Source organism: Streptomyces sp. NBC_01116 (assembly GCF_041435495.1).
Taxonomy (GTDB): domain Bacteria; phylum Actinomycetota; class Actinomycetes; order Streptomycetales; family Streptomycetaceae; genus Streptomyces.
Genome location: NZ_CP108644.1, coordinates 4,135,059 through 4,156,879 on the forward strand (window position 1 = coordinate 4,135,059; position 21,821 = coordinate 4,156,879).

Below are 21,821 nucleotides of genomic sequence, written 5' to 3' on the forward strand. Positions count from 1 at the left end.
CACCACCACGACCGCCCGCCGCTCGGGGCCGCCGCCTCGGGCCGGGTCCCTCGGCCGGAACCGTTGGCCCGGGGGGCGGAAGGTCCGGGTGTACGCCCACGAGGGTGGGCGCCCGGGCCGGAAGAGACGAAGACACGTAGGGAGCCGTACGCATGGACAGCGACATCACCGCCACCGTCACCGAGCCCCGGCCGGGGCGGGGCGACGTGGACGCCGGCGCCTACGAGGTGCTGCGGCGGCGGCTCTCGGCGCAGGCCGGGGAGCTGGTGCGGCGGGCCGAGGCGCTCAACGCCCGGCGGACCGAGGAGTTCGGCTCGACCGGGCTGCGGCTGCTCGCCACCGAGCAGGTGCGCACCGAGCGGGCCTCCGTGCCGCGCGACCTCGTAGCGGTGGGCGGGCAGTTGCTGTTCGGCTTCGAGCGGGGACCGGGCGCGCACGGCGAGGCCGGGGTCGAGGACGTACTCCTCGTACGGGACTCCGCGCCGGAGTCCGACGCCCCGGAGTCCGACGCCCCGGCGGACGACGCCCCGGCGGCGGAGGCCACGCTCCTCGACGACGACGGCTTCCGGCGCGCGTTCTCCTCCCTCCACCGCTACTTCCGCGACGCCCGCCTGCTGCGGCTGCGCCGCGTCGACGGCAGACTCCTCGCCGTCTTCCGGACCGGCGAGAGGGCCGAGGACATCCGGGTGCTGCGGTGGGCGCTGGGGCCGGACGGGTCGCCGGGGGCGTTCCTCGACGCGCAGGGCGAGCGCGACCACGCCTTCCCGCCCTCCCACGACTTCGCGTGGACCGTCGCCGGGCGCGAGGCCCACGTCCCCGGACGCCATCCGCACATCGCCGTCGGCACGGGCGGCGGGCTCTTCGTGGACACGGTCGGCGGCAGCCTCACCGTCAAGGTCACCGACGACACCGAGTCCCCGGACGGGATCTACGAGGAGCCCGTCGACGAGCCGTTGCAGTCGCTGGCCGACGCCGACGTCGAGTACGCGGAGGTCGGGCCGCTGGTGCTGCTGCGCGTGCGCCCGTACAAGGAGGAGAGCTGGCGGCACCTCGTCTTCAACTCGCTGCTCGCCACCGTCCAGCGGCTCGACGCCATCGGCCCGTCCTGCCACCGGCTCCCCGAGGACCAGGGGATCATCTTCCCCGGCGGCTACTACCTCACCACCGGCACCGCGAAGACCTTCGACACCGCCGAGGAGCTGACCGAGCCGGTCTTCGAGGGCGCGGTCCGCTCGCCGAACGGGGAGGACGTGCTCTACGCCTTCCGGTCCCGCGACGGCCTGCGCAGCCTCCTGCTCCCCTACAACCTGATCCGTCAGGAGGTCGCCACCCCGCTCACCGGGCGCGGGCACGCGCTGCTGGACGACGGGACGCTGGTCCTGCTCCGGGACACCCCGGACGGTCCCGCCCGCGTGCACCCCTTGCAGCGCTGGGCGACCCCGTACGTCTCCGACACCTACGCCGCCGCCCGCCCCGCCGGGACCGGCCCGCTCGCCCGGACCGGCAACGCCGACCTGGTGCGCGGGATCTCCGACTGCCTCGCCCTCGCCCACGGCGTACGGGACATGACGCCGACGACCGCCGTCTACGGGCGGCTCGCCGCCGACTGCGCCCGCGCCCAGGACCGCTACCACTGGCTGTCCGATCCGGACCTGGGTGCGCTGGACGAGCCGTTGGGTGAGCTGCGGGCCACCGCGCAGCAGGTGCTGGCCGAGTTCACCGCCGTGCAGGAGCTGACCCGGCGGGCCGCCGACGCGCTGGAGGAGACCGCCGCCCGCATCACCGCGCTGGTCCGCCGGGTGCGCGGCGAGGTTCCCGGGTCGGCGTCCGCCTGGGTCGAGCGGCTGACCGAACTCCGCAGGGCACACGGCCACTTGGCGACGGTCGGCGACATGCGGTACGCCGACGCCGAGCGCGTCGCGGAGCTGTCGGCCCGGACGGAGCACGACATCGCGTCCGCCGCGCAGCGGGCCGTGTCGTTCCTGGCGCGCGAGGACGCGTTCGACGGGTATCACGAGGACATCGCGGGGCTCGTGGCCGACGCGGGTGCGCTGGAGACCGTCCGGGACGCGTCCGCCGTGACCGACCGGCTGTCCGCGATGACGGAGGGGCTGGCCACGGTCACGGATGTCGTCGCCGGGCTCGACATCGGCGACGCCACCGTGCGCACGTCGATCCTGGAGCGGATCGCGGAGGTGCTGGGCGGGGCGAACCGGGCCCGCGCCACGCTCGACGCGCGCCGCCGGGAGCTGCTGTCGAAGGAGGGGCGGGCCGAGTTCGCCGCCGAGTTCGCGCTGCTCGGGCAGGCGGTGACGGGCGCCCTGGCCGCCGCCGACACCCCGGAGACATGCGACGGCCAACTGGCACGGGTGCTGCTCCAGTTGGAGAACCTGGAGTCGCGGTTCGCGGAGTTCGACGACTTCCTCGCCGAGCTGTCCGAGCGGCGCACGGAGGTGTACGAGGCGTTCTCGGCCCGCAAGCAGACCCTCCAGGACGAGCGGGCGCGGCGCGCGGAGCGGCTGGCCGGGTCGGCGGGCCGGGTGCTGGAGACCGTCGCCCGGCGGGTCGCCTCGCTGGAGGATCTCGACGCCGTCCACACCTACTTCGCCTCCGACCCGATGGTCGCCAAGATCCGCCGGACCGCCGACGAGCTGCGCGAACTGGGCGATCCCGTACGGGCGGAGGAGCTGGACGGGCTGCTGAAGGCGGCCCGCCAGGAGGCGGGCCGCGCCCTGCGCGACCGCACCGAGCTGTACGCGGACGGCGGGTCCGTGATCAGGCTGGGCCGCCACCGGTTCGCCGTGAACACCCAGCCGTTCGACCTGACGCTCGTGCCCGCCGGGGAGGGCCTCGCGTTCGCGCTGACCGGGACGGACTACCGGGCCCCGGTCACCGACCCCGCGTTCGCGGCGACCCGGCCGTACTGGGAGCAGCTGCTCCCCTCCGAGAACGCCGCCGTCTACCGCGCCGAGCACCTCGCCGCCCGCCTCCTCGACGAGCACGGGGCCGGGCGCCTCATGTCACTCACAGAGACCGAACTGACCGCACTCGTAAGGGAGTCGGCCGCCGAGGCGTACGACGAGGGGTACACGCGCGGCGTCCACGACGAGGACGCCACCGCGATCCTGGCCGCCCTGCTGCGCCTCCACGCGGACGCGGGGCTGCTGCGGCACGAGCCCGCCGTCCGCGCGGCGGCCCAGCTCTTCTGGGCGTACGGCGCCGACGAGCCGCTGCGTACGTCCTGGACCAGGCGCGCGGTCTCCCTGGCGCGCGCCCGCGACACCTTCGGACTGGCCCCGGCGATCGCGGTGCTCCAGGAGGAGTGGGCGGCGGCGATCGGCTCCCCGTCCCCGTCCGCGCCGGGTCACGCCGTCGCCGCGTACCTCTTCGAGGAGCTGACCACCGGGCCCGCCGGGTTCGTCGTGGGCGCCCCGGTCCGCGCCTTCCTGGAAGCCTTCCGCCGGGCGGCCGGCCCCGACGCGTACGCCGAGGACCTCGCGGCGCTCGGCGACGACCTGGCCGCCCGTCGACAGCTCGTGGAGGGCTGGCTCGCCGCGTACGCCGGGACCACCGGGACCGACGCGACCACCGGGACCACCGGAACCGACGGGACCGACGGGACCGACGGGACCGACGGGACCGACGGGACCGACGTAACCACGGGGATCTCCGGAGCCACCGGGGCCGGCCTCAGCGGCGGCGACCTGGCGGAGGCCGTGGCGGTGGAGCTCTGCCCGGAGCTGGAGCGGTACGCGTGCGACGCGCCGCTCACGGAGCGCCTGGAGGGCCTCCTCGGGGGCCACCCGCGCATCGCGGGCGGCGGAGCCCTCACCGTACGGATCGACGAACTCCTCCCCCGCACGGCCGGGTTCCGCGCCCGCACCGTGCCCGGCTTCCGCGCCTACCAGCGCCTGCGCACCTCCCTGGTGACCGCCGAACGCGGACGGCTGCGGCTGGACGACCACCGGCCGCGCGTGATGTCGGCGTTCGTCCGCAACCGGCTGCTCGACGAGGTGTACCTGCCGCTGATCGGCGACAGCCTCGCCAAGCAGCTCGGCACCGCCGACGCCGACCGGCGCACCGACTCGCAGGGGCTGCTGCTGCTCGTCTCACCGCCCGGCTACGGCAAGACGACGCTGATGGAGTACGTCGCGGACCGGCTCGGCATGGTGCTCGTCAAGATCAGCGGGCCGAACCTGGGCCACGACGTGACCTCCCTCGACCCGGACCGGGCCCCGAGCGCCACCGCCCGGCAGGAGGTCGAGAAGATCAACTTCGCGCTGGAGGCGGGCAACAACACGCTCCTCCACCTCGACGACATCCAGCACACCTCGCCCGAACTGCTCCAGAAGTTCATCCCGTTGTGCGACGCCACGCGCCGGATCGAAGGCGTGCGGGACGGCGAGCCGCGCAGCTACGACCTGCGCGGCAAGCGGTTCGCGGTCTGCATGGCGGGCAACCCGTACACCGAGTCCGGCGAGCAGTTCCGCATCCCCGACATGCTCGCCAACCGGGCCGACGTCTGGAACCTCGGCGAAGTCCTCAGCGGCCGGGACGACGTCTTCGCGCTGAGCTTCGTGGAGAACGCCCTGACCGCCAATCCGGTCCTCGCTCCGCTGGCCGCCCGGTCCCGGGACGACCTGGCGCTGCTGGTGCGGCTGGCGGGCGGCAGCGACCCGGCAGCGCGGGCGGTGCACCTGGAACACCCTTACAGCGCAGCCGAGTTGGACCGCGTGCTGGCGGTGCTGCGCCATCTGCTCACGGCCCGGGACACCGTGCTCGCGGTGAACGCGGCGTACATCGCCTCGGCCGCGCGGACGGACGCCACACGCACCGAGCCGCCGTTCCGGCTCCAGGGCTCCTACCGCAACATGAACAAGATCGCCGAGCGGATCGTGCCCGTCATGAACGACGACGAACTGTCCGCCGTCGTCGACGACCACTACGCGGGCGAGGCCCAGACGCTCACCACGGGGGCCGAGGCGAACCTCCTCAAGCTGGCCGCCCTGCGCGGCACGCTCACCGCCGAACAGGCCGAGCGGTGGGCGGCGATCACCGCGTCCTACGTCCGCACGCAGGCGCTCGGCGGCCCGGACGGCGACCCCATGACCCGGGCGGTGGCCGCGCTCGGTCTGCTCGCGGACCGGATGGCTGCGGTCGAGACGGCGATCCGGCGGGCGGCCGACCCCCGGCACCCGCCGACGGGCACCCAGGGAAGCGTGAACGGCGGAACGGTCAACGACCGGCCCGCCCCCGGCCGTCATGCGAAGATCACAAACGCTCCACACTGATCGGGCCTGATCGGGCCCGATCGACCCTGATCGGGAAGACCGAGCCGGAAGGATCACGGCATGCCGGGTTTCGTGCCTCCACTTCCTCAGCAGCCGGGACGGCCGCCGTCCTCCGGCCACATGATCGTCTGCGGTGACGACGCCCTGGCGCGCCGGCTCGCCGTGGAGTTGCGCTTCATCTACGGCGAACGGGTCACGCTGCTCCTGCCGCCCGGCCGGGACGCGAACAACCCCGAGACCCCGCTGACCCAACGGGGCCGGGCAGCAGCCCTGTTCGGCCGGATGTCGGCGGCGATGAACCGCGCGGGCAACGGCAACGGGGCCACCGGCGGCAGCAGCGTCAGCGGGGCCGGGGGCAGCGGCGACACCAACGCCGGGGTCGAGGCCGTCCGCATCATGGAGGCGCCCGAGCCCTCCGACGACGTCCTGGAGGAGGCGGGCATCGACCGGGCCGCCGCCCTCGCGCTCGTCTACGACGACGACGAGCGCAACATCCGGGCCGCCCTGACCGCCCGTCGCCTCAACCCCCGTCTCCGGCTGGTGATCCGGCTCTACAACCGCAAGCTCGGCCAGCATCTGGAGGAGCTGCTCGACCAGGCGGCGGCCGTCGCCATGCCCGGCATCGACCCGGCGTTACTGGACGCCTCCACCACGGTGCTGTCCGACGCCGACACCGCGGCCCCGTCCCTCGCCGCCACCGCCCTGACCGGCAGCAGCAAGATCATCCAGGCCGAGGGGCTGCTCCTGCGCGCCGCCGAGCGTCCGCCGCCGCGCCCCGGCGAGCGCGCCGAACCCGGCCTGTGCACCCTCGCCCTGCTCTCCTCCACCACCAACGACCCGGCGGGCGCCGAGGGTTCGGACAGCAGTGGCGACGAGGCCCCGCAGCTCCTGCCCGACGAACGCGCCGTCGCCGACGCGACCGGCCGGGGCACGGTGGTCCTCGAAGCGATCAGCCGCGCCGACCCGGCCCGGCCCGCGACCCGGATGGGCGGCAGGGGCGCACCGCTCGCCCAGATCTTCTCGCGCCGGCTGCGCTGGTCGGCCCTCGGCTTCGTGCTCGCCGCGGCCGCGCTGGTGATCGCCTCGCTGCTGACCACCAAGGACACCGCTCTCCACTCCGCCTATCTCACCGTCCTCGACCTGCTGGGCATGAACGACCCGGCGGAGGGCGCGCCACCGGCCCGGCAGATCATCCAGATCCTCTCCGGCATCGCCGGTCTGCTCCTGCTGCCGCTGCTGATCGCCGCCGTCCTGGAGGCGTTCGGCACCCTGCGCACCGCGTCCTCGCTGCGCCGCCCGCCCCGCGGCCTCGGGGGGCACGTGGTGCTGCTGGGGCTCGGCAAGATCGGTACGCGCGTCCTCGTACGCCTGCGGGAACTCGACATCCCCGTGGTCGTCGTCGAGGAGGACCCGGAGGCGCGCGGCATTCCTCTGGCCCGCTCCCTGCATGTGCCGACCGTCATCGGCGACGTCACCCAGGAGGGCGTCCTCGAAGCGGCCAAGATCTACCGCGCCCGCGCCCTCCTCGCACTCACCAGCATCGACACGACGAACCTCGAAGCGGCGCTGTACGCCCGGTCGGTGAAGCCGGACCTCAGGGTCGCGCTGCGGCTGTACGACGACGAGTTCGCCACCGCCGTCTACCGCACCCTGCGCACCGCGCACCCCGGGGCCCTGACCCGCTCCCGCTCGGTCTCCCATCTGGCCGCGCCCTCCTTCGCGGTCGCCATGATGGGGCGCCAGATCCTCGGCGCGGTCCCGGTCGAGCGCAAGGTCATGCTGTTCGCGGCCCTGGAGGTCGCGGGACACCCGCAGTTGGAGGGCCACACGGTCGAGCAGGCGTTCCGGGCGGGCGCCTGGCGGGTCCTGGCCATCGACACCACCCCGCCCGCCGACCGCAACCCGGATCTGGCGGCCCTGCCCCCGTTCGCCCCGGAGGGCGACGCTGCACCGCCGCCCTCCGGCCTGGTCTGGGACCTGCACCCCGGCTACGTCCTGCGCGCCCAGGACCGGGTGGTGATCGCCGCCACCCGCCGGGGCCTCGCGGAGCTGCTGCGACGGCAGCGGTCGGTGGTGCCGAGGCGGTAGGGGCGCCGGGCCGGCAGCGGCCCGCCGACACCCGGCAACCGGATTGCCGGGTTGCCGCGCTCGGCTACCGGCTACCGGAACGCTCCCATCGCCTGCCGCACCTCGTCCAGCGTGGCCTCCGCAAGCGCGTTCGCCCGCTCGTTGCCCGCACGGAGCACCGAACGCACGTACGTCAGGTCCTTCGCGTACTCCGCCCGCCGGGCCCGGAAGGGGGCCAGGTGGCCGTTGACCGCGTCGGTCACCGTCCGCTTGAGAGCGGCGGCTCCGCCGTCGCCGATCTCCGCCGCGACCTCGTGCGGGTCCCGCTCCAGGGAGAGGGCGGCCAGCAGGACCAGCGACGAGACGTTGGGGCGGGCGTCGGGGTCGTAGGTGATGTGCCGGTCGGCGTCCGTGGTCGCACCCTTGATGAGACGGGCCGTCTCGTCGGCGGTGGCGCCGAGCGGCACGGAGTTGGCCCGGCTCTTGCTCATCTTCGTGCCGTCCGTGCCGAGCAGCAGGGGCGCGGCGGAGAGCATGATGTCCGGTTCCTGAAAGACGTCGCCGTACCGCTCGTTGAAGCGGCGGGCGATCGTCCGGGTGACCTCCAGGTGGGGCGCCTGGTCCCGGCCGACCGGAACCAGGTTTCCCTTGCAGGACAGGATGTCGGCGGCCTGGTGGACCGGATAGGTGAGCATCAGCCCGCTGACCGTGGACTGCCGGGAGTGCGCGATCTCGTCCTTGACCGTGGGGTTGCGGTTCAGCTCCGCGACGGAGACGAGGCTGAGGAAGGGCAGCATGAGCTGGTTGAGCGCGGGGACGGCGCTGTGGCAGAAGACGGTGGACCGGGCGGGGTCGATACCGAGAGCCAGATAGTCCAGGAGCAGCCCGTCGGTGTACTCCCCCAGCCGCTCCGCGGTGTCCCGGTCGGTGATCACCTGGTAGTCGGGGATGAGGACGACGACGTCCACGCCGAGGTTCTGGAGGCGGACCCGGTTGAGCAGGGAGCCGAAGTAGTGGCCGAGGTGGAGGGGGCCGGTGGGGCGGTCCCCGGTGAGGACCCGGAAGCTGCCGGGGTCCTGGGCGATGCGGCTCTCCAGCCCGGTGCTGTGGGGCTCGGGGCTGTGGGGCTCGGCGGTGGTCGTGGTCGCGGTCGTGGTCATGGTGGGTGTCTCTCCTCGCGTGAGTGATACGTGAGGGACGGCCCCGCCGGTGAGCGCCGCTGCCGCGCTCCGTCTTCCGCGTTCGCGCCGTACGAGGGCAGCGAAAAGGGCCGTCCATGTCGAACGGCCCTGGTTCCGTGCAGATGCGGTGGCCGCTCCTAGGAGGAGCGCCACCAGTTTCGGCACAGGACGGAGGTCATGGGCCGAGTGTAGCGGCCCCGCCTGCGGCGGGCAGCGCCCGAAGCGGACGTGGAATAGGCAGGAGGGGGGTCCCGTTGTAGGGTGTAGTTCAACGTTCAACCAAATCGGCCAGGGGCTCCGGACCAGAGCTTCGGACCCACGGCCGGGACTCAGGAAGGCGGACGCCATGCAGTTCGGGATCTTCACCGTCGGGGACGTCACGACCGACCCGACCACCGGCCGGACCCCCACCGAGAACGAGCGGATCAAGGCGACCCTGGCCATCGCGCAGAAGGCCGAAGAGGTCGGCCTGGACGTCTTCGCGACCGGCGAGCACCACAACCCGCCGTTCGTCCCGTCCTCCCCGACGACGACCCTCGGTTACATCGCCGCCCGCACCGAGAACCTCATCCTCTCCACCTCCACCACGCTGATCACCACCAACGACCCGGTGAAGATCGCCGAGGACTTCGCCACCCTCCAGCACCTCGCGGACGGCCGCGTCGACCTGATGATGGGCCGGGGCAACACCGGACCGGTCTACCCCTGGTTCGGCAAGGACATCCGCCAGGGCATCCCGATGGCCATCGAGAACTACGCCCTGCTGCACAAGCTGTGGCGCGAGGACGTCGTGGACTGGGAGGGCAAGTTCCGGACGCCGCTCCAGTCCTTCACCGCCACCCCGCGCCCGCTGGACGGCGTCCCGCCGTTCGTCTGGCACGGCTCCATCCGCTCCCCCGAGATCGCCGAGCAGGCCGCGTACTACGGCGACGGCTTCTTCCACAACAACATCTTCTGGCCCATGGAGCACACGAGGAAGATGGTCGACCTCTACCGGCGCCGCTACGCCCACTACGGGCACGGCACCGCCGACCAGGCCATCGTCGGACTCGGCGGCCAGGTGTTCATGCGCAGGAACTCGCAGGACGCGGTACGGGAGTTCCGCCCGTACTTCGACAACGCGCCGGTCTACGGCCACGGCCCGTCCCTGGAGGACTTCACCCGCGAGACCCCGCTGACCGTGGGCTCCCCGCAGGAGGTCATCGAGCGGACGCTGTCCTTCCGGGACGCGGTCGGCGACTACCAGCGCCAGCTGTTCCTGATGGACCACGCGGGGCTCCCGCTGAAGACGGTCCTGGAGCAGCTCGACATCCTCGGCGAGGAAGTCGTGCCGGTGCTGCGCAAGGAGTTCGCCAACCTGCGGCCCGCCGGAGTGCCGGAGTCCGCTCCCGTCCACCCGGCGGTCGCCGCGGCCCGCGCCACCAGCACCAGCACCAGCACCAGCACCAGCACCACCAATGGCACTGCCAACACCACCGACACCACCGAGCAGAAGGAGGCCTGACCTCGATGTTCGCCACCACCCCGCTGCGCGTCGTCGCCGTCTCGGCCGGGCTCAGCCAGCCGTCCTCCACCCGGCTGCTGGCCGACCGGCTGGCCGCCGCCACCCGCGAGCGCCTCGCGGCCGAGCAGGACCGGAACGTCGAGGTCCAGGTCATCGAGGTCCGCGACCTCGCCGTGGACATCGCCCACCACCTGCTCAGCGGCTTCCCCTCGGCCGCGCTGCGGGAAGCGCTCGACGCGGTGACGGAGGCCGACGGGCTGATCGCCGTGACGCCGGTCTTCACCGCCTCGTACAGCGGTCTGTTCAAGTCGTTCTTCGACCTGGTCGACAACACCGCGCTGACCGGCAAGCCCGTCGTGATCGCCGCGACGGGCGGGACGGCCCGGCACTCGCTGGTCCTGGAGCACGCGCTGCGTCCGCTCTTCGCCTACCTGCGGGCCGTCACCGTGCCCACCTCCGTCTACGCGGCCTCGGAGGACTGGGGCTCCTCGGGCGACGAGTACACCGAGGGCCTGCCGTCCCGGATCCGGCGCGCCGGCGGCGAGCTGGCCTCCGCGGTCCTGGGCCGTACGGTCTCCGGGGCCTCCCGGACCCCGGGTCTGGACGACGGGGAGGACGCGATCGTCCCGTTCGAGCAGCAGCTCGCGGACCTGCGGCTGGACTGATGCCGAGGGGGCGGTTCCCACCGCCCCGCCCCCTCTTGTCCGATGTGACTACAGTGAGATCAAACGCTGTACAAGCGGGACAGAACAGGACCGCGCTGTACGGACGTATCGGGCTGTACCGAGCTGGAGGCAGATATGGGCAGGATCGTTGTGGGCGTCGACGGCTCCGACTCCTCGATCAAGGCGCTGCACTGGGCCGTGCGCCAGGCCGAGCTGACCGGCGCCACGGTGGAGGCCGTGAACAGCTGGGAGTACCCCGCCACCAGCTGGGCGTCGATGATGCCGGGCATGCCGGAGGACTTCGACCCGCAGGCCCTGGCCACCGTCTCCCTCACCGAGGCCCTGGAGGAGGCCCTCGGTGCCGAGGGGGCCGCCGCGGTCAGCAAGGTCGTGGTCATCGGCAATCCGGCCCAGGCCCTGCTCGACCGCGCCCAGGGCGCCGACCTGCTCGTCGTGGGAGCCCGTGGCCACACCGGCCTGAAGGCCACCCTGCTCGGCTCGGTCAGCCTCCACGTCACCCAGCACGCGCCGTGCCCGGTGACGGTCGTACGCGACTGAGCCGCCGCAGCCGTCGTACCCGGCTGAGCACGCCCAGCGGTCGCAGGCGACCGAGCCGTCCCCCGGTGGTCTGCGACTGAGCCGTCTCCGCGATCACACGCGACTGAGCCGTCTCCGCGGTCGCACGCGACTGAGCCGCCGCAGCCGTCGCACGCGGGTGAGCCGTGTCCGCGGTGGGCAACGACGGAGGGGCCGTTGTCAGTGGGTGCTCCTATCGTGTGGTCATGACCCCTGCTCTCTTCGGGCGCGACCATCCCGCAGGCGTCCTCCGCTCGGAGATCGCCCGGGCCACGGACAGCCACGGCGGTCTCGTGCTGGTCACCGGCGAGGCCGGGATCGGCAAGAGCACGCTCGTCACCGACGCCGCGCACGAGGCACGGCGGCGCGGGGCGCTGGTGGTCGGAGGTTCCTGCTGGGACTCGGACAACACCCCTGGCTACTGGCCCTGGGTCCAGATCCTGCGCGGCCTGCGCCGGTCCGCCACGGCGGCCGAGTGGTCAGCGGCCCAGGAGGCGTCGGACGGCCGGCTCGCCGTGCTCCTGGGCGACCCGGTCAGGGTCGCCATGGGCGGTACGGACGGCCCCGGGCCCACCACGCTTCCGGCTCCGGGGGCCACCGGGGGCACGGCTTCCGGCGGGGCGCGCGGCGAGTCCGGCACGGAAGCGGGCACGAGCCGCCTTCCGGGTGGCGGTTCGCCGGAGGGGGCCGAGGCCTTCGGGCTCTTCGACGCGGTGACCACGGCCCTCGTCACGGTCTCCCAGAGCCGGCCGCTGGTGGTCGTCCTCGACGATCTGCACAGCTCCGACGCGGCCTCGCTGCGCCTGCTCGAATTCGCCGCCCAGCACGCCTGGTTCGAGCGGCTGCTGCTGATCGGCACCTACCGGGACGTCGAGGTGGAGGCCCCCGGGCACCCGCTCCAGCAGCTGATCCTGCCCCTGGTCTCGCGTGCCGCCGCGACCCTCACCCTGACCGGCCTCGGCCGGGACGAGGTGGGCGCGCTGATGACGGTGACGACGGGCCGCGAGCCCGGCCCGCAGCTGGTCGACGAGGTCCACCGGCGCACCGGCGGCAACCCCTTCTTCGTCGAGCAGACCGCCAGGCTCTGGCACAGCGGGAGCCCGGTCTCCACCATTCCGCCCGGCGTGCGGGAAGCGGTCCGCCGACGGCTCGCCCTGCTGCCCGAGCCGGTCGTCTCCCTGCTGACCAGCGCCGCCCTGCTCGGCCGGGAGTTCCGCCGGCAGGTCCTGGCCGTGGTGCACGGCTCGCCGGTCCCCCACGTGGACCGGCTGCTGGAGTCCGCCGTCGTCGCCCGTGTCGTCGTCCCCCGCCCGTCCGGCCAGTACGCCTTCGCCCACGACCTGCTGCGCGAGACGCTGTACGCCTCGCTGGACGACGCCGAGGCCCGTGAACGCCATGCCGCCGCCGTACGGTCCCTGGACGCGCACGGCGGCCTCGGCGACGCGGTGCGGCCCGGCGCCCTCGCCCGGCACGCCCACCTCGCCGGCGGTGCGCTGGACCGCGACCGCCGGATCGAACTGCTGCTGGCGGCCGCCCGGGACGCCTCGGGACGCCTGGCCGACGAGGAAGCCGTCGGCCACTACCGGCGCGCCCTCGCGGTGGCCTCCGGTGAGGCGCGGGATTCGGGTGAACCAGAAGCCCCGGCGGGACCGGAGGGCCGAGCGGGACCAGCGGGACCAGCGGCGTGCGGGCCGGGCGCGGCAGGCGGTACGGGCGCGGCAGGCGGTACGGGCGCGGCAGGCGGGACGGGCACCGCGGGCGGTACGGGCACGGCGGACGCGGAGGGTCAGGGTCCGGACCTCCGGCGTGCCGCACTGATCGGTCTCGACCTCGCCGGACAGCTCCGGCACGCGGGAGAGACGGCCGAGGCGCAGCGGCTGCTGGACCGGTCGGTCGCCCTGGCCCGGGAGCTGGACGAACCGGAGCTGCTGGCCCGGGTGGCGATCACCCTCCACCGCGACGGTTCCCTGGGCGGCCGCGGCGTGCCCACGATGGGACTGCTCGCCGAGGCCCACCGCGGGATCACCGGCAAGGAGGGCCAGGAGAGCCTCTCCGACGACCGGCTCGCGCAGGAGCTGGCCATCCACATCATGGCGCTGGCCCGGAGCGGCTCGGACGACGAGGCGCTCGCCTTCTCGCTCTGGGCACGCCACGACTCCGTGTGGGGCCTCGGCTCGGCGATGGAGCGGCTGGAGCTCACCGACGAGATGGCCGTCGTCGGCCGGCGCACCCAGCACCAGGACATGGAGCTGCACGCGACGTCCATGAGCTGGGTGGCACTGCTGGAGCTGGGCGACCCCGCCTTCCTCGACCGGTTCCGGGCGTTCGTCCGGCTCGCCGAGCTGACCGAGCTGCCCCGGTTCGCCCTGGGAATCGCCGTGGACACCAGCCTGATCGCCGCCCTCCAGGGGAGGTTCGCCGAGGCCACCACCGCGCTGGAGGACGACGCGCTCGACCCCGAGCACAACGACCACGCGGCCTTCGGCTTCATGGGGCATCACCTGCACTGGGCGCTGCATCTGCTCCGGGGGCACTTCGCCGAGGCCGAGGAGACCCTCGGCGAGCTCCCGGGCTCCGGGTATCCCTACCCCGGGCTGCTGGAGGCGGTCACCGCGGTGGAGCAGGGCGACGCCACGCCCGCGCTGCGCCTGATCGCCGAACACGCGGACCCCGACGCCCCCTATCCGCGGGCGTTCATGCCGCTGTGGCTCCGGCTGCTGGCCCAGACGGCCGCGATCACGGGCGACCCACGGCTCATCACCCGCGCGGAGGACGAGCTGACGCCCTACACGGGCCAGTGGATCGTCTCGCTGTACGGGTGCGACATCGGCGGCCCCGTCGACCTCTGGCTCGGCATGCTCGCCGCCGCGCGCGACGACCAGGACGCGGCGGTGGCGGCGCTCACCGAGGCCGCCGCCTCCTCGGACCGCCTCGGCGCCCGCCCCTGGGCCGTACGCGCCCGGCTGTGCCTGGCCCGCTCCCTGCTCACCCGCGCCGGCACGGCCGGTGCCGGGGCGGCAGTTGCGGACGCCGCCGGTGCCGGGCCGGCCGGCGCTGATGCCGGTGACGCCGGGCAGGCCCGTCGGCTGCTCGGCGAAGTGGAGCGGGAGGCCGGCGAGTTGGCCTTGGCCCACATGGTGGCCGAAGCCGCCGCCCTCCGTACGGCCCCGCCCGCCACAACTGCCCCTACCGCACCGCCGATCGACGCCTCCACCACCTCTCGCCCCACCACCTCCGGTCCCGCCGTCCCGTGGGCCCAGGGCCCGGCCGCGGCTCCGGTCCGGAGCACGGCCGGGGCAGCGGCCGGATCATCGGCAGAGGCAGCGGCAGCCGGGGCAGCGGCCGGGTCGTCATCGGCCGGGGACCGGGCCGTGCCGTCCGCCGAGTTCCGGCGGAACGGACCGGTGTGGCAGCTGCGTTGGGACGGGGTGACCGTGCACGTACCGGACGCCAAGGGCCTGCGGGACCTGCACAGCCTGCTGGGACTGCCCGGCGCCGACGTCCCGGCCGTCCGGCTCCTCGCGCCCGAGGGCGGGGACCTCGTCGTCGCCGCCGGGCGGCTCGGCGGCGATCCGGTGCTCGACGAGGAGGCCAAGCGCCGCTACAAGGAACACCTGGCCCGGCTGGACGCCGAGATAGACCGGGCCGCCGCCCGGGACGACGTCCGGGGGGTCGAGACGTACGACCGGGAGCGGCAGGCCCTCCTCGACCAGCTCCGCACCGCGGCCGGGCTCGGCGGCCGGACGCGTCGGCTGGGCGACCAGACCGAGCGGGCCCGCAAGACGGTCACCGCCCGCATCCGCGACACCCTGCGCAAGCTGGACACCCTGCACCCCGCGCTGGCGGCCTATCTGAAGGCCTCCGTCACGACCGGGACCACCTGCGCCTACCGCCCCGAACACACCCCCGACTGGCGGCTCTGACCCGCGCCGCCGGCCTCCCGGAGCCCCCGGGACCCGGCCACGCCTACCGGACCACCGGGCCTGCCCGACCGGCGGGCCCCGCCCCCGCACCCACCCGTGCCGCTACGCCTCGGCGGAGACGCCGACGTCGGCGACGACACACGCCACGTTGTCGGGCCCGCCCGCCGCGCGGGCCAGTCCGGCCAACCGGCGTACGGCCTCCTCCGGGTCCTCCGCCGCGATGACCGCCGCCCTCAGCTCCGCCTCGTCCACCACCGCGGACAGCCCGTCCGAGCAGAGCAGATAGCGGTCCCCGGCCACCGCCTCCCGCAGGCGGACGTCGGGGCGGCACGCCACGGCCACCGGGGCGGACCGCGCCTCCCCGACCAGCGCCTTCAGCAGCAGCGCGGGCCCCGGGTGGGAAGCGGCCTCCTCCCGGCTCAGCGAACCGTCGTCGATCATCGACTGGACCAGGCTGTGGTCATGCGTGATCCGGAACAGCTCCCCGCCCCGCAGCAGATAGGCCCGCGAGTCCCCGATGTGCACGAGCCCGAGCCGCGACCCGGTCCACAGCACCGCGGTGAGCGTGGTCCCCGAACCGTCCGGGGCCGCGCAGGGCGCGACCGCCTCCCGGACCGCCCGCGAAGCGGAATCCGCCGTGTCCTCCAGAGCGTTCAGCAGATCCGCCGCGGACAGCGCACCGTCCCGGGCGTCCCACGCGGAGGGCTTGAGCGCCTCGATCGCGGCGGCGCTCGCCTCGGCCCCGCCCTCCCCGAAGCCGTCGGCGACCGCCAGCAGCCCGGGCCCCGCGAACGCCGCGTCCTGGTTCGTCGTACGCACCGCCCCGGCATCGGTCAGCGCGGCCCACCGGATCGCGAGCGGGACCGCCCCCGGCCCGCCCGACGCTCCCGGACCCGAACTCCCGCACCCGCCCAGGCCCCCCTCGAACGCCGCGCCACCCGCCTCCCCCGTACTGGCCGCGCCGACCGCTCCTGCCGTGTTCCCTGTGCTGCCCGTGCCGGCCGTGCTGCCCGTGTTCCCCGAACCGCCTGTGTCGCCCGGTATCCGTGCCATGGCCCTGCCCTCCGCTGACAGATGGTCGACGAGGTACATCGCCAGATCGCGCCGGGCCGCCGTCTCGGCCTCCACCCGCGCCCAGTAGGTCCGGATCTCCACGGCCGCGGCGCCCGCGTCGAGCGCCACGACACGGCCGATCCGGCTCAGGGGCATGCCGATCCTGCGCAGCCACGCCACGAGCCGGGCCCCCTCCGCCTGCGCCGGGTCGTAGTACCGGTAGCCGTTCACCGGGTCGACCAGGGCGGGCCGGAGCAGCCCCAGCTCGTCGTAGCGCCGGAGCGCCTTGGCGGAGAGCCGGGACAGCCGGGCGAACTCCCCGATCGTCACCAGCTCTCCGCCCGCGGCGCCCACCACGCGGCCTTCGCGTTCCACCCCGTACCTCCTCGTACCGGGCGCCTTCCGCCCGGCCCCACCGATGCTGGGGCTTCCCCCGCGGGGAAGGTCAAGGATGCACGGCGGACACGTCCGTGACGCGCCGGCGGCCCCTGCCGCCGGCGGTCACTTCAGGTGGTCACTTCCGGTTGTAGAGCCGCATCGTCACCGCGCCGAAGACCACCAGGAGCACCCCGGCCCAGCCCAGCGTCCACGCGATGTCGGAGGCCGGCCAGTTGCCCTCCATCAGCTCACGCACCGCCGTGGCCAGGTGGGTGACCGGGCTGTTGTTCACGAAGGCCTGGAGCCAGCCCGGCATCGTCTTCGGGTCGACGAAGACATTGCTGAGGAACGTCAGCGGGAAGATCACCATCATGCTGACGCCCATCACCGACTTCTCGGAGCGCAGCAGCAGCCCGAACATCGTCCAGATCCAGGAGAACGCGAACGAGAACACGACCAGCAGCGCGACACCGGCCAGCACACCGAGCACACCGCCGTCCGGGCGGAACCCGATGATCATGCCGATGGCGAGCATCACCACCGACGCCAGCAGATAGCGCAGGACATCGCCGAGCAGATAGCCGACCATCGGGGCGGGCCGCCAGATCGGCAGCGTGCGGAACCGGTCGAAGACGCCCTTGGCGATGTCCGTGTTCACCGCGATGCCCGTGTACATCGTGATCATCACGACGCTCATCACCATGATGCCGGGCAGCAGGAACTGGATGTACTCCTCCGTGGAGCCGGCCAGCGCCCCTCCGAAGAGGTACGTGTACATCAGGACCAGCATGATCGGGAAAGCCGTCACATCGAAGAGCTGTTCCGGCACATGCTTGATCTTCAGCATGGCGCGCCAGCCGAAGGTCATCGATGCCGACAGGGCACTGGGCCTCGGCGGGCGCTCCTGGCCCACCAGGAGCGCCGAGAGCCGCTCCTGGTCCGGCGCGGCGAGCTCGACGCCCTCCAGTTCCGTCTTGGCGGTCGCGGTGCTCATGCCGCCACTCCCTTCTTGTCCGTGAGTGCGAGGAAGACCTCGTCGAGGCTGGGCTGTCCCAGCGAGAAGTTGTCGACCGTGATGCCGCAGCGGGCCAGCTCGGCCAGGGCACGCCCGGCCTGCTCCGCGGCCCCCTGCTCGGTGCTCTGCCCGTCGACCCGCGCGGTCAGCGCCACCGGGTCCGCGTCCAGCTGGACCTCCGTGTCCAGCGCGAGCGCCAGCACCTGCTGTGCCTCGGCCCGCTGACCGCCGTCCCGCAGCCGCAGATGGACGGTCCCGGAGCCGACGGAGGCCTTGAGCTCGCCCTTGGTTCCCTCGGCGATGACCTTGCCGTGGTCGATCACCGCGATACGGGACGCCAACTGGTCGGCCTCGTCCAGATACTGGGTGGTCAGCAGGACCGTGGTGCCGTGGGCGACGACCGCCCGCACGATGTCCCACACCTGGTTGCGGCTGCGGGGGTCGAGTCCGGTGGTCGGCTCGTCCAGGAACAGCACGTCCGGGGTGTTCAGGATGGACGCGGCGATGTCGATGCGCCGCCGCATGCCTCCCGAGTAGTTCTTCACCTGCTTGCCCGCCGCTTCGCTCAGCCCGAACCCTTCGAGCAGCTGGGCCGCCCGGTCGCGGGCCGCCGGCTTGGAGTGGCCGAGCAGCCGGGCGAGCAGGACGAGGTTCTCCGACCCGGTCAGGTCCTCGTCCACCGAGGCGTACTGCCCGGTCAGGCTGACCCGGCTGCGGACCGCGTCGGCTTCCTTCACGACGTCCTTGCCGAACACCCGGGCCGTGCCGCCGTCGGGGCGCAGCAGGGTCGCGAGCATGCGGACGGCGGTGGTCTTCCCGGCGCCGTTGGGTCCGAGGACGCCGTAGACGGTGCCGGTGGGGACGGCGAGGTCGATGCCGTCCACCGCACGGTTGTCGCCGAAGACCTTCACCAGCCCCGTGGTCTCGATGGCCAGTTCAGTGCTCATGATCCATTCCTTGTGGGTCGTCGTGCCGGTCGTCGTGTGGGTCGTCGTGTGGGTCGTCGGAGGAGGTCGGTGATCCGTGCCCGGTTCCGGGAGCTCATGAGACGTACGGGCGGACGGCGCGCGCCTCGCGCAGGGCCCGGCCCCACCAGCCGAGCTGGTCGAGCATCAGCCCCACGGACCGGTCCCGGCCGGTGTCGCCGGGGTGCCCGTCCAGCGGCTGCCGGAGCAGGTCGAGCGCGACCCCGTTCCTCAGGGTCACCGTGTGCAGCTCGGTGAAGACCGAACGCAGCTGCTCCACCGCGTACAGCCCGGCGGAACCGTGTCCGTAGCTCACGAAAGCGACCGGCTTGGTCTGCCACTCCTCGTAGGCGAAGTCGATGGCCTGTTTCAGGGAGGCGGGGAACGAGCGGTTGTACTCCGGGGTGACCACGACGAAGGCCTCGGCCCTGGCGATCTCCTCGGTGAACTCCGTCATCTGCCCGGTCGCCCGCACCGGATAGTGCACGGGGAAGTCGTAGTCGGCGAGATCCAGCACGGCGAGGTCCAGCTCGCTCCGGTCCTCGGCCCGCTCCATGAACCAGCGGCCGACCGCATCGCCGACGCGGCCCTCGCGGGTACTGCCGATGATCACCGCTACCCGCAGCGCAAGGCCGCCTCCCGCGTCCCGGTCCTCGCCGTCGCTCTCGTCCGCGCTCCCGCCGTCGCTCCCGTCCGCCGTCATCGCGCGCTCCTCCTCCCGTGACCTCCGCCGCCCACCGGGCCCACCGGGCCTCCCGGATCTCCTGGGCCTCCCGTCCGGCCCGGCCCGTTCCGCTCCCTCACCTCTTGGGCGCCAGACGCGGGGGCGCGGCCGCCAGATCGAATCTGGCGGCCGCGCACACGGTCGGTGAAGCCCGGAGCCCGGTCCCGGACAGCGGACGGGATTCAGGTCTCCCGCGTGTAGAAGACGTAGAACGAGACGACGAGGACGCCCGCCCCGACCGCCAGACCCAGGGCGGTCGACCTCAGCACGCTGGTGTCGGTGAGGCTGACCAGGAAGCCGATGGCGCACGCGGTCAGCGCGCCGTACACGGCTGCCCGCAGCTCGCGCGGCAGCGAGCGCTGGATACGGCCCACCGCGAAGCAGAGGACCGCCAGAGCGGCACCGGAGACGAGCCCGAGCAGGACCTGCCCGCCGGTGCTCGGGCCGCCGTCGCGGCGGATGAACGCCGCGTAGAACCCGTAGGCCACGCCGAGTACCAGGGGCAGCGCCCAGGCGAGCGGGGTGTGGTGGCGGGTCCGCGCATGCGCGCGGGAACCACTTCGGCCGGGCATGGCTGCGTGTGTGGCCATCGCGGACAGCTCCTTCCGTCGCCCCCGTCCCTCCAGAGCACACCCGACCGCGCCGCCCGGCAACTCGAATGGCGTACGCCCCGCAGCGGCCCGGCCCCGTACGGGATTCCCTGGAGGAGTGCGGACCCCCCACTCGGCGACCTCGGCGACCACCGCCACCACCCCGACCACCGTGGCCTTCTCGGCGGTCCTGCTCGTCCTCCTCACCGTCCTCGTGCCGTTGAGCGCGCTCTCCGCCTGGGTCGACCTGGAGATCGACGACACCGACCGGTACGTCGCCGCCGTGTCGCCGCTCTCCTCCGACCCGGCGGTGCAGAGCACCGTCGCGGATCTGGTCACCGAGGAGGCGATGCGGCAGATCGACCTCGGTCCGCTCCAGGACACGGTCCGGGAGTTCCTGCACGAGACCGTCCGGTCGTTCACCACCACCGAGCCCTTCCGGAACGCCTGGGACACCGCGAACCGGGCCGCCCACGAAGCGGTGGCGGCCGCCCTGGACGGCGACAGCGGGGAGGCCGTGACGATCGATCTGGCCCCGGTGATCGACCAGGTCAAACAGGACCTGGTACGTGACGGCGTGCCGTTCGCCGACCAGATCCCGGTCGAGCGGACGGAGATCACCGTGCTCGGCCCCGATCAGGCCGACGATCTGAGGAGCTCGTTCCGCTGGCTCCGCTACTGCAGCATCTGGCCGGCCGTCGCCACGCTGGTGTTCCTCGTCCTGGTGGTGGGCATCGCCACCGTACGGCGCGGGCTGCGGGCCGGGCTGTGGGCCACCGCGACCGTGGGCGCCGGGTTCCTGCTCGGTGCGATCGCGCTCCACGTCCTGGTCACGCTCGGCCGCGGCCGGGTGCTGGACGAGGTGCCGGACAACGACCGGGACGCGACCGCCGCCGTGGTCGACGCCCTGACCGCCTCGCTGCGGACCACGGTGTGGGTGGTGCTGGCAGTCGGCGCGGCCCTGCTGGTGGGTGCGGTGGTGGCCCGGGTGCTCCTGCGGAACCGGAACAGGCGGGCCCCGGCCGACGTGCGATGAGGCTGCGCCGGGGCGAGAGTGGGATCCGTGACCGCCACCGAGCGACCTGAGAGAGGCGTCATGGCCGACCGCGACATCTTCGAGAACATCGACGACCTGGTCTCCGAGGAGCGCGACCTGCGCGACCGCTCCGTGGCGAGGATGGGCCTGTCCACGGACGAGAAGGCCCGGCTGCGGGCGGTGGAGGTCCAGCTCGACCAGTGCTGGGACCTGCTGCGCCGACGACGGGCGCTCAGCGAGTACGGCGAGGACCCCTCGACGGCGAAGGTCCGCCCCGCCGACGAGGTGGAGGGGTACCAGAGCTGACCAGGGCCCCGAGGGGCGCCCGGGACCCTGTCCCCGAGTGCGCCCGGGCAGCCGGTCGGGTGTTTCACGTGAAACACCCGACCGGCTGCCGGCCTCAGCTCTCCGGCGGGCGCCCCTGAAGACGTTCCATCTCCCTGCGGTCGCGCTTGGTCGGACGGCCCGTGCCCCGGTCCCGTACGGGCACCTGGATCGCGACCTCGCGGGGCGGCGGGGGCGGACTGTTGTCGACGAAGCACTCCACGGCCACCGGCGGACCGACCCGCTTCTTCACGACCTTCGAGACGACGACCACCCGGTCCCGCCCCGCGTGCCGGAGCCGCACCTCGTCACCGACGCGTACGGCCTGTGCGGGCTTGGCCCGCTCGCCGCCGACCTTCACATGTCCCGCCCGGCAGGCGGCGGCCGCCTGGGCACGGGTCTTCGTCAGCCGGACCGACCAGATCCACACGTCGACCCGGACGCTTCCCTCCGCCTGCGGCGCGTCACCGGAAACCATGGGTCCGACTGTAATGCGGACCGGGCGGTGGGCGAGCGGCAATAAGCCGCC

15 protein-coding genes are annotated in these 21,821 nt (G+C 73.5%); 8 read left to right on the forward strand and 7 right to left on the reverse strand.

The genetic code is table 11. The features are described from left to right. Positions 1-152: 152 nt before the first annotated feature. Together OG245_RS18005 and OG245_RS18010 are read left to right on the forward strand one after the other, a co-directional pair. Positions 153-5,291: a DNA repair ATPase gene (locus tag OG245_RS18005; RefSeq protein WP_371624530.1), complete on the forward strand. Its 5,139-nt coding sequence runs from the start codon at positions 153-155 to the stop codon at positions 5,289-5,291. A 60-nt stretch (positions 5,292-5,351) separates the two neighbouring features. After that, positions 5,352-7,379 (forward strand): NAD-binding protein, encoded by a 2,028-nt coding sequence (locus OG245_RS18010; protein ID WP_371624531.1) that lies wholly within the window; start codon positions 5,352-5,354, stop codon positions 7,377-7,379. Between the two features lie 71 nt (positions 7,380-7,450). Here OG245_RS18010 and trpS read toward each other — a convergent pair whose 3' ends face one another. Further along, positions 7,451-8,518, reverse strand: coding sequence for a tryptophan--tRNA ligase (gene trpS / locus OG245_RS18015; protein ID WP_371624532.1), 1,068 nt, complete (start codon positions 8,516-8,518; stop codon positions 7,451-7,453). Between the two features lie 367 nt (positions 8,519-8,885). On the opposite strand from trpS, the gene OG245_RS18020 reads away from it, so the two are divergent. From OG245_RS18020 to OG245_RS18035, 4 genes are all read left to right on the forward strand, one after another. After that, positions 8,886-10,043: an LLM class flavin-dependent oxidoreductase gene (locus OG245_RS18020; RefSeq protein WP_371624533.1), complete on the forward strand. Its 1,158-nt coding sequence runs from the start codon at positions 8,886-8,888 to the stop codon at positions 10,041-10,043. A gap of 5 nt (positions 10,044-10,048) precedes the next feature. Continuing rightward, positions 10,049-10,708 carry an FMN reductase gene (locus OG245_RS18025; protein ID WP_371624534.1) on the forward strand — a complete coding sequence of 220 codons (660 nt, stop codon included), beginning with the start codon at positions 10,049-10,051 and terminating at the stop codon, positions 10,706-10,708. Between the two features lie 135 nt (positions 10,709-10,843). Further along, the gene (locus OG245_RS18030; protein WP_371624535.1) at positions 10,844-11,266 is read left to right on the forward strand and encodes a universal stress protein; all 423 of its coding nucleotides are present in this window, start codon (positions 10,844-10,846) and stop codon (positions 11,264-11,266) included. A 224-nt stretch (positions 11,267-11,490) separates the two neighbouring features. Beyond that, on the forward strand, positions 11,491-15,207 hold the full coding sequence (locus OG245_RS18035; RefSeq protein WP_371624536.1) for an AAA family ATPase: 3,717 nt from the start codon (positions 11,491-11,493) through the stop codon (positions 15,205-15,207). 102 nt (positions 15,208-15,309) lie between these two features. Here OG245_RS18035 and OG245_RS18040 read toward each other — a convergent pair whose 3' ends face one another. The 5 genes from OG245_RS18040 to OG245_RS18060 form a co-directional block, all read right to left on the reverse strand. Then, a complete protein-coding gene (locus OG245_RS18040; protein ID WP_371624537.1) occupies positions 15,310-16,635 on the reverse strand; it encodes a MerR family DNA-binding transcriptional regulator in 1,326 nt (441 codons plus the stop codon). Between the two features lie 139 nt (positions 16,636-16,774). Next, on the reverse strand, positions 16,775-17,632 hold the full coding sequence (locus OG245_RS18045) for an ABC transporter permease (protein ID WP_371624538.1): 858 nt from the start codon (positions 17,630-17,632) through the stop codon (positions 16,775-16,777). Then, positions 17,629-18,600, reverse strand: coding sequence for an ATP-binding cassette domain-containing protein (locus OG245_RS18050; protein WP_371624539.1), 972 nt, complete (start codon positions 18,598-18,600; stop codon positions 17,629-17,631). The genes OG245_RS18045 and OG245_RS18050 overlap by 4 nt, the downstream gene beginning before the upstream one ends. A gap of 94 nt (positions 18,601-18,694) precedes the next feature. Beyond that, a complete protein-coding gene (locus OG245_RS18055; protein WP_371624540.1) occupies positions 18,695-19,321 on the reverse strand; it encodes an NADPH-dependent FMN reductase in 627 nt (208 codons plus the stop codon). A 203-nt stretch (positions 19,322-19,524) separates the two neighbouring features. Then, positions 19,525-19,932, reverse strand: coding sequence for a hypothetical protein (locus OG245_RS18060; protein ID WP_371624541.1), 408 nt, complete (start codon positions 19,930-19,932; stop codon positions 19,525-19,527). A gap of 118 nt (positions 19,933-20,050) precedes the next feature. Here OG245_RS18060 and OG245_RS18065 point away from each other — a divergent pair, with 118 nt between their 5' ends. Continuing rightward, on the forward strand, positions 20,051-20,968 hold the full coding sequence (locus OG245_RS18065; RefSeq protein ID WP_371624542.1) for a hypothetical protein: 918 nt from the start codon (positions 20,051-20,053) through the stop codon (positions 20,966-20,968). Positions 20,969-21,028: 60 nt separating this feature from the next. Then, positions 21,029-21,274, forward strand: a complete 246-nt coding sequence (locus OG245_RS18070; protein ID WP_371624543.1) for a DUF2630 family protein — start codon at positions 21,029-21,031, stop codon at positions 21,272-21,274. A 94-nt stretch (positions 21,275-21,368) separates the two neighbouring features. Here OG245_RS18070 and OG245_RS18075 read toward each other — a convergent pair whose 3' ends face one another. Beyond that, positions 21,369-21,770 (reverse strand): RNA-binding S4 domain-containing protein, encoded by a 402-nt coding sequence (locus OG245_RS18075; protein WP_371624544.1) that lies wholly within the window; start codon positions 21,768-21,770, stop codon positions 21,369-21,371. Between the last annotated feature and the right edge of the window lie 51 nt (positions 21,771-21,821).

Bases quoted from the DNA above. Each gene is read 5' to 3' on its own strand.
- OG245_RS18005 (WP_371624530.1), top strand. From the start codon at position 153: ATGGACAGCGACATCACCGCCACCGTCACCGAGCCCCGGCCGGGGCGG.
- OG245_RS18010 (WP_371624531.1), top strand. From the start codon at position 5,352: ATGCCGGGTTTCGTGCCTCCACTTCCTCAGCAGCCGGGACGGCCGCCG.
- trpS (WP_371624532.1), bottom strand. From the start codon at position 8,518: ATGACCACGACCGCGACCACGACCACCGCCGAGCCCCACAGCCCCGAG.
- OG245_RS18020 (WP_371624533.1), top strand. From the start codon at position 8,886: ATGCAGTTCGGGATCTTCACCGTCGGGGACGTCACGACCGACCCGACC.
- OG245_RS18025 (WP_371624534.1), top strand. From the start codon at position 10,049: ATGTTCGCCACCACCCCGCTGCGCGTCGTCGCCGTCTCGGCCGGGCTC.
- OG245_RS18030 (WP_371624535.1), top strand. From the start codon at position 10,844: ATGGGCAGGATCGTTGTGGGCGTCGACGGCTCCGACTCCTCGATCAAG.
- OG245_RS18035 (WP_371624536.1), top strand. From the start codon at position 11,491: ATGACCCCTGCTCTCTTCGGGCGCGACCATCCCGCAGGCGTCCTCCGC.
- OG245_RS18045 (WP_371624538.1), bottom strand. From the start codon at position 17,632: ATGAGCACCGCGACCGCCAAGACGGAACTGGAGGGCGTCGAGCTCGCC.
- OG245_RS18050 (WP_371624539.1), bottom strand. From the start codon at position 18,600: ATGAGCACTGAACTGGCCATCGAGACCACGGGGCTGGTGAAGGTCTTC.
- OG245_RS18055 (WP_371624540.1), bottom strand. From the start codon at position 19,321: ATGACGGCGGACGGGAGCGACGGCGGGAGCGCGGACGAGAGCGACGGC.
- OG245_RS18060 (WP_371624541.1), bottom strand. From the start codon at position 19,932: ATGGCCACACACGCAGCCATGCCCGGCCGAAGTGGTTCCCGCGCGCAT.
- OG245_RS18070 (WP_371624543.1), top strand. From the start codon at position 21,029: ATGGCCGACCGCGACATCTTCGAGAACATCGACGACCTGGTCTCCGAG.
- OG245_RS18075 (WP_371624544.1), bottom strand. From the start codon at position 21,770: ATGGTTTCCGGTGACGCGCCGCAGGCGGAGGGAAGCGTCCGGGTCGAC.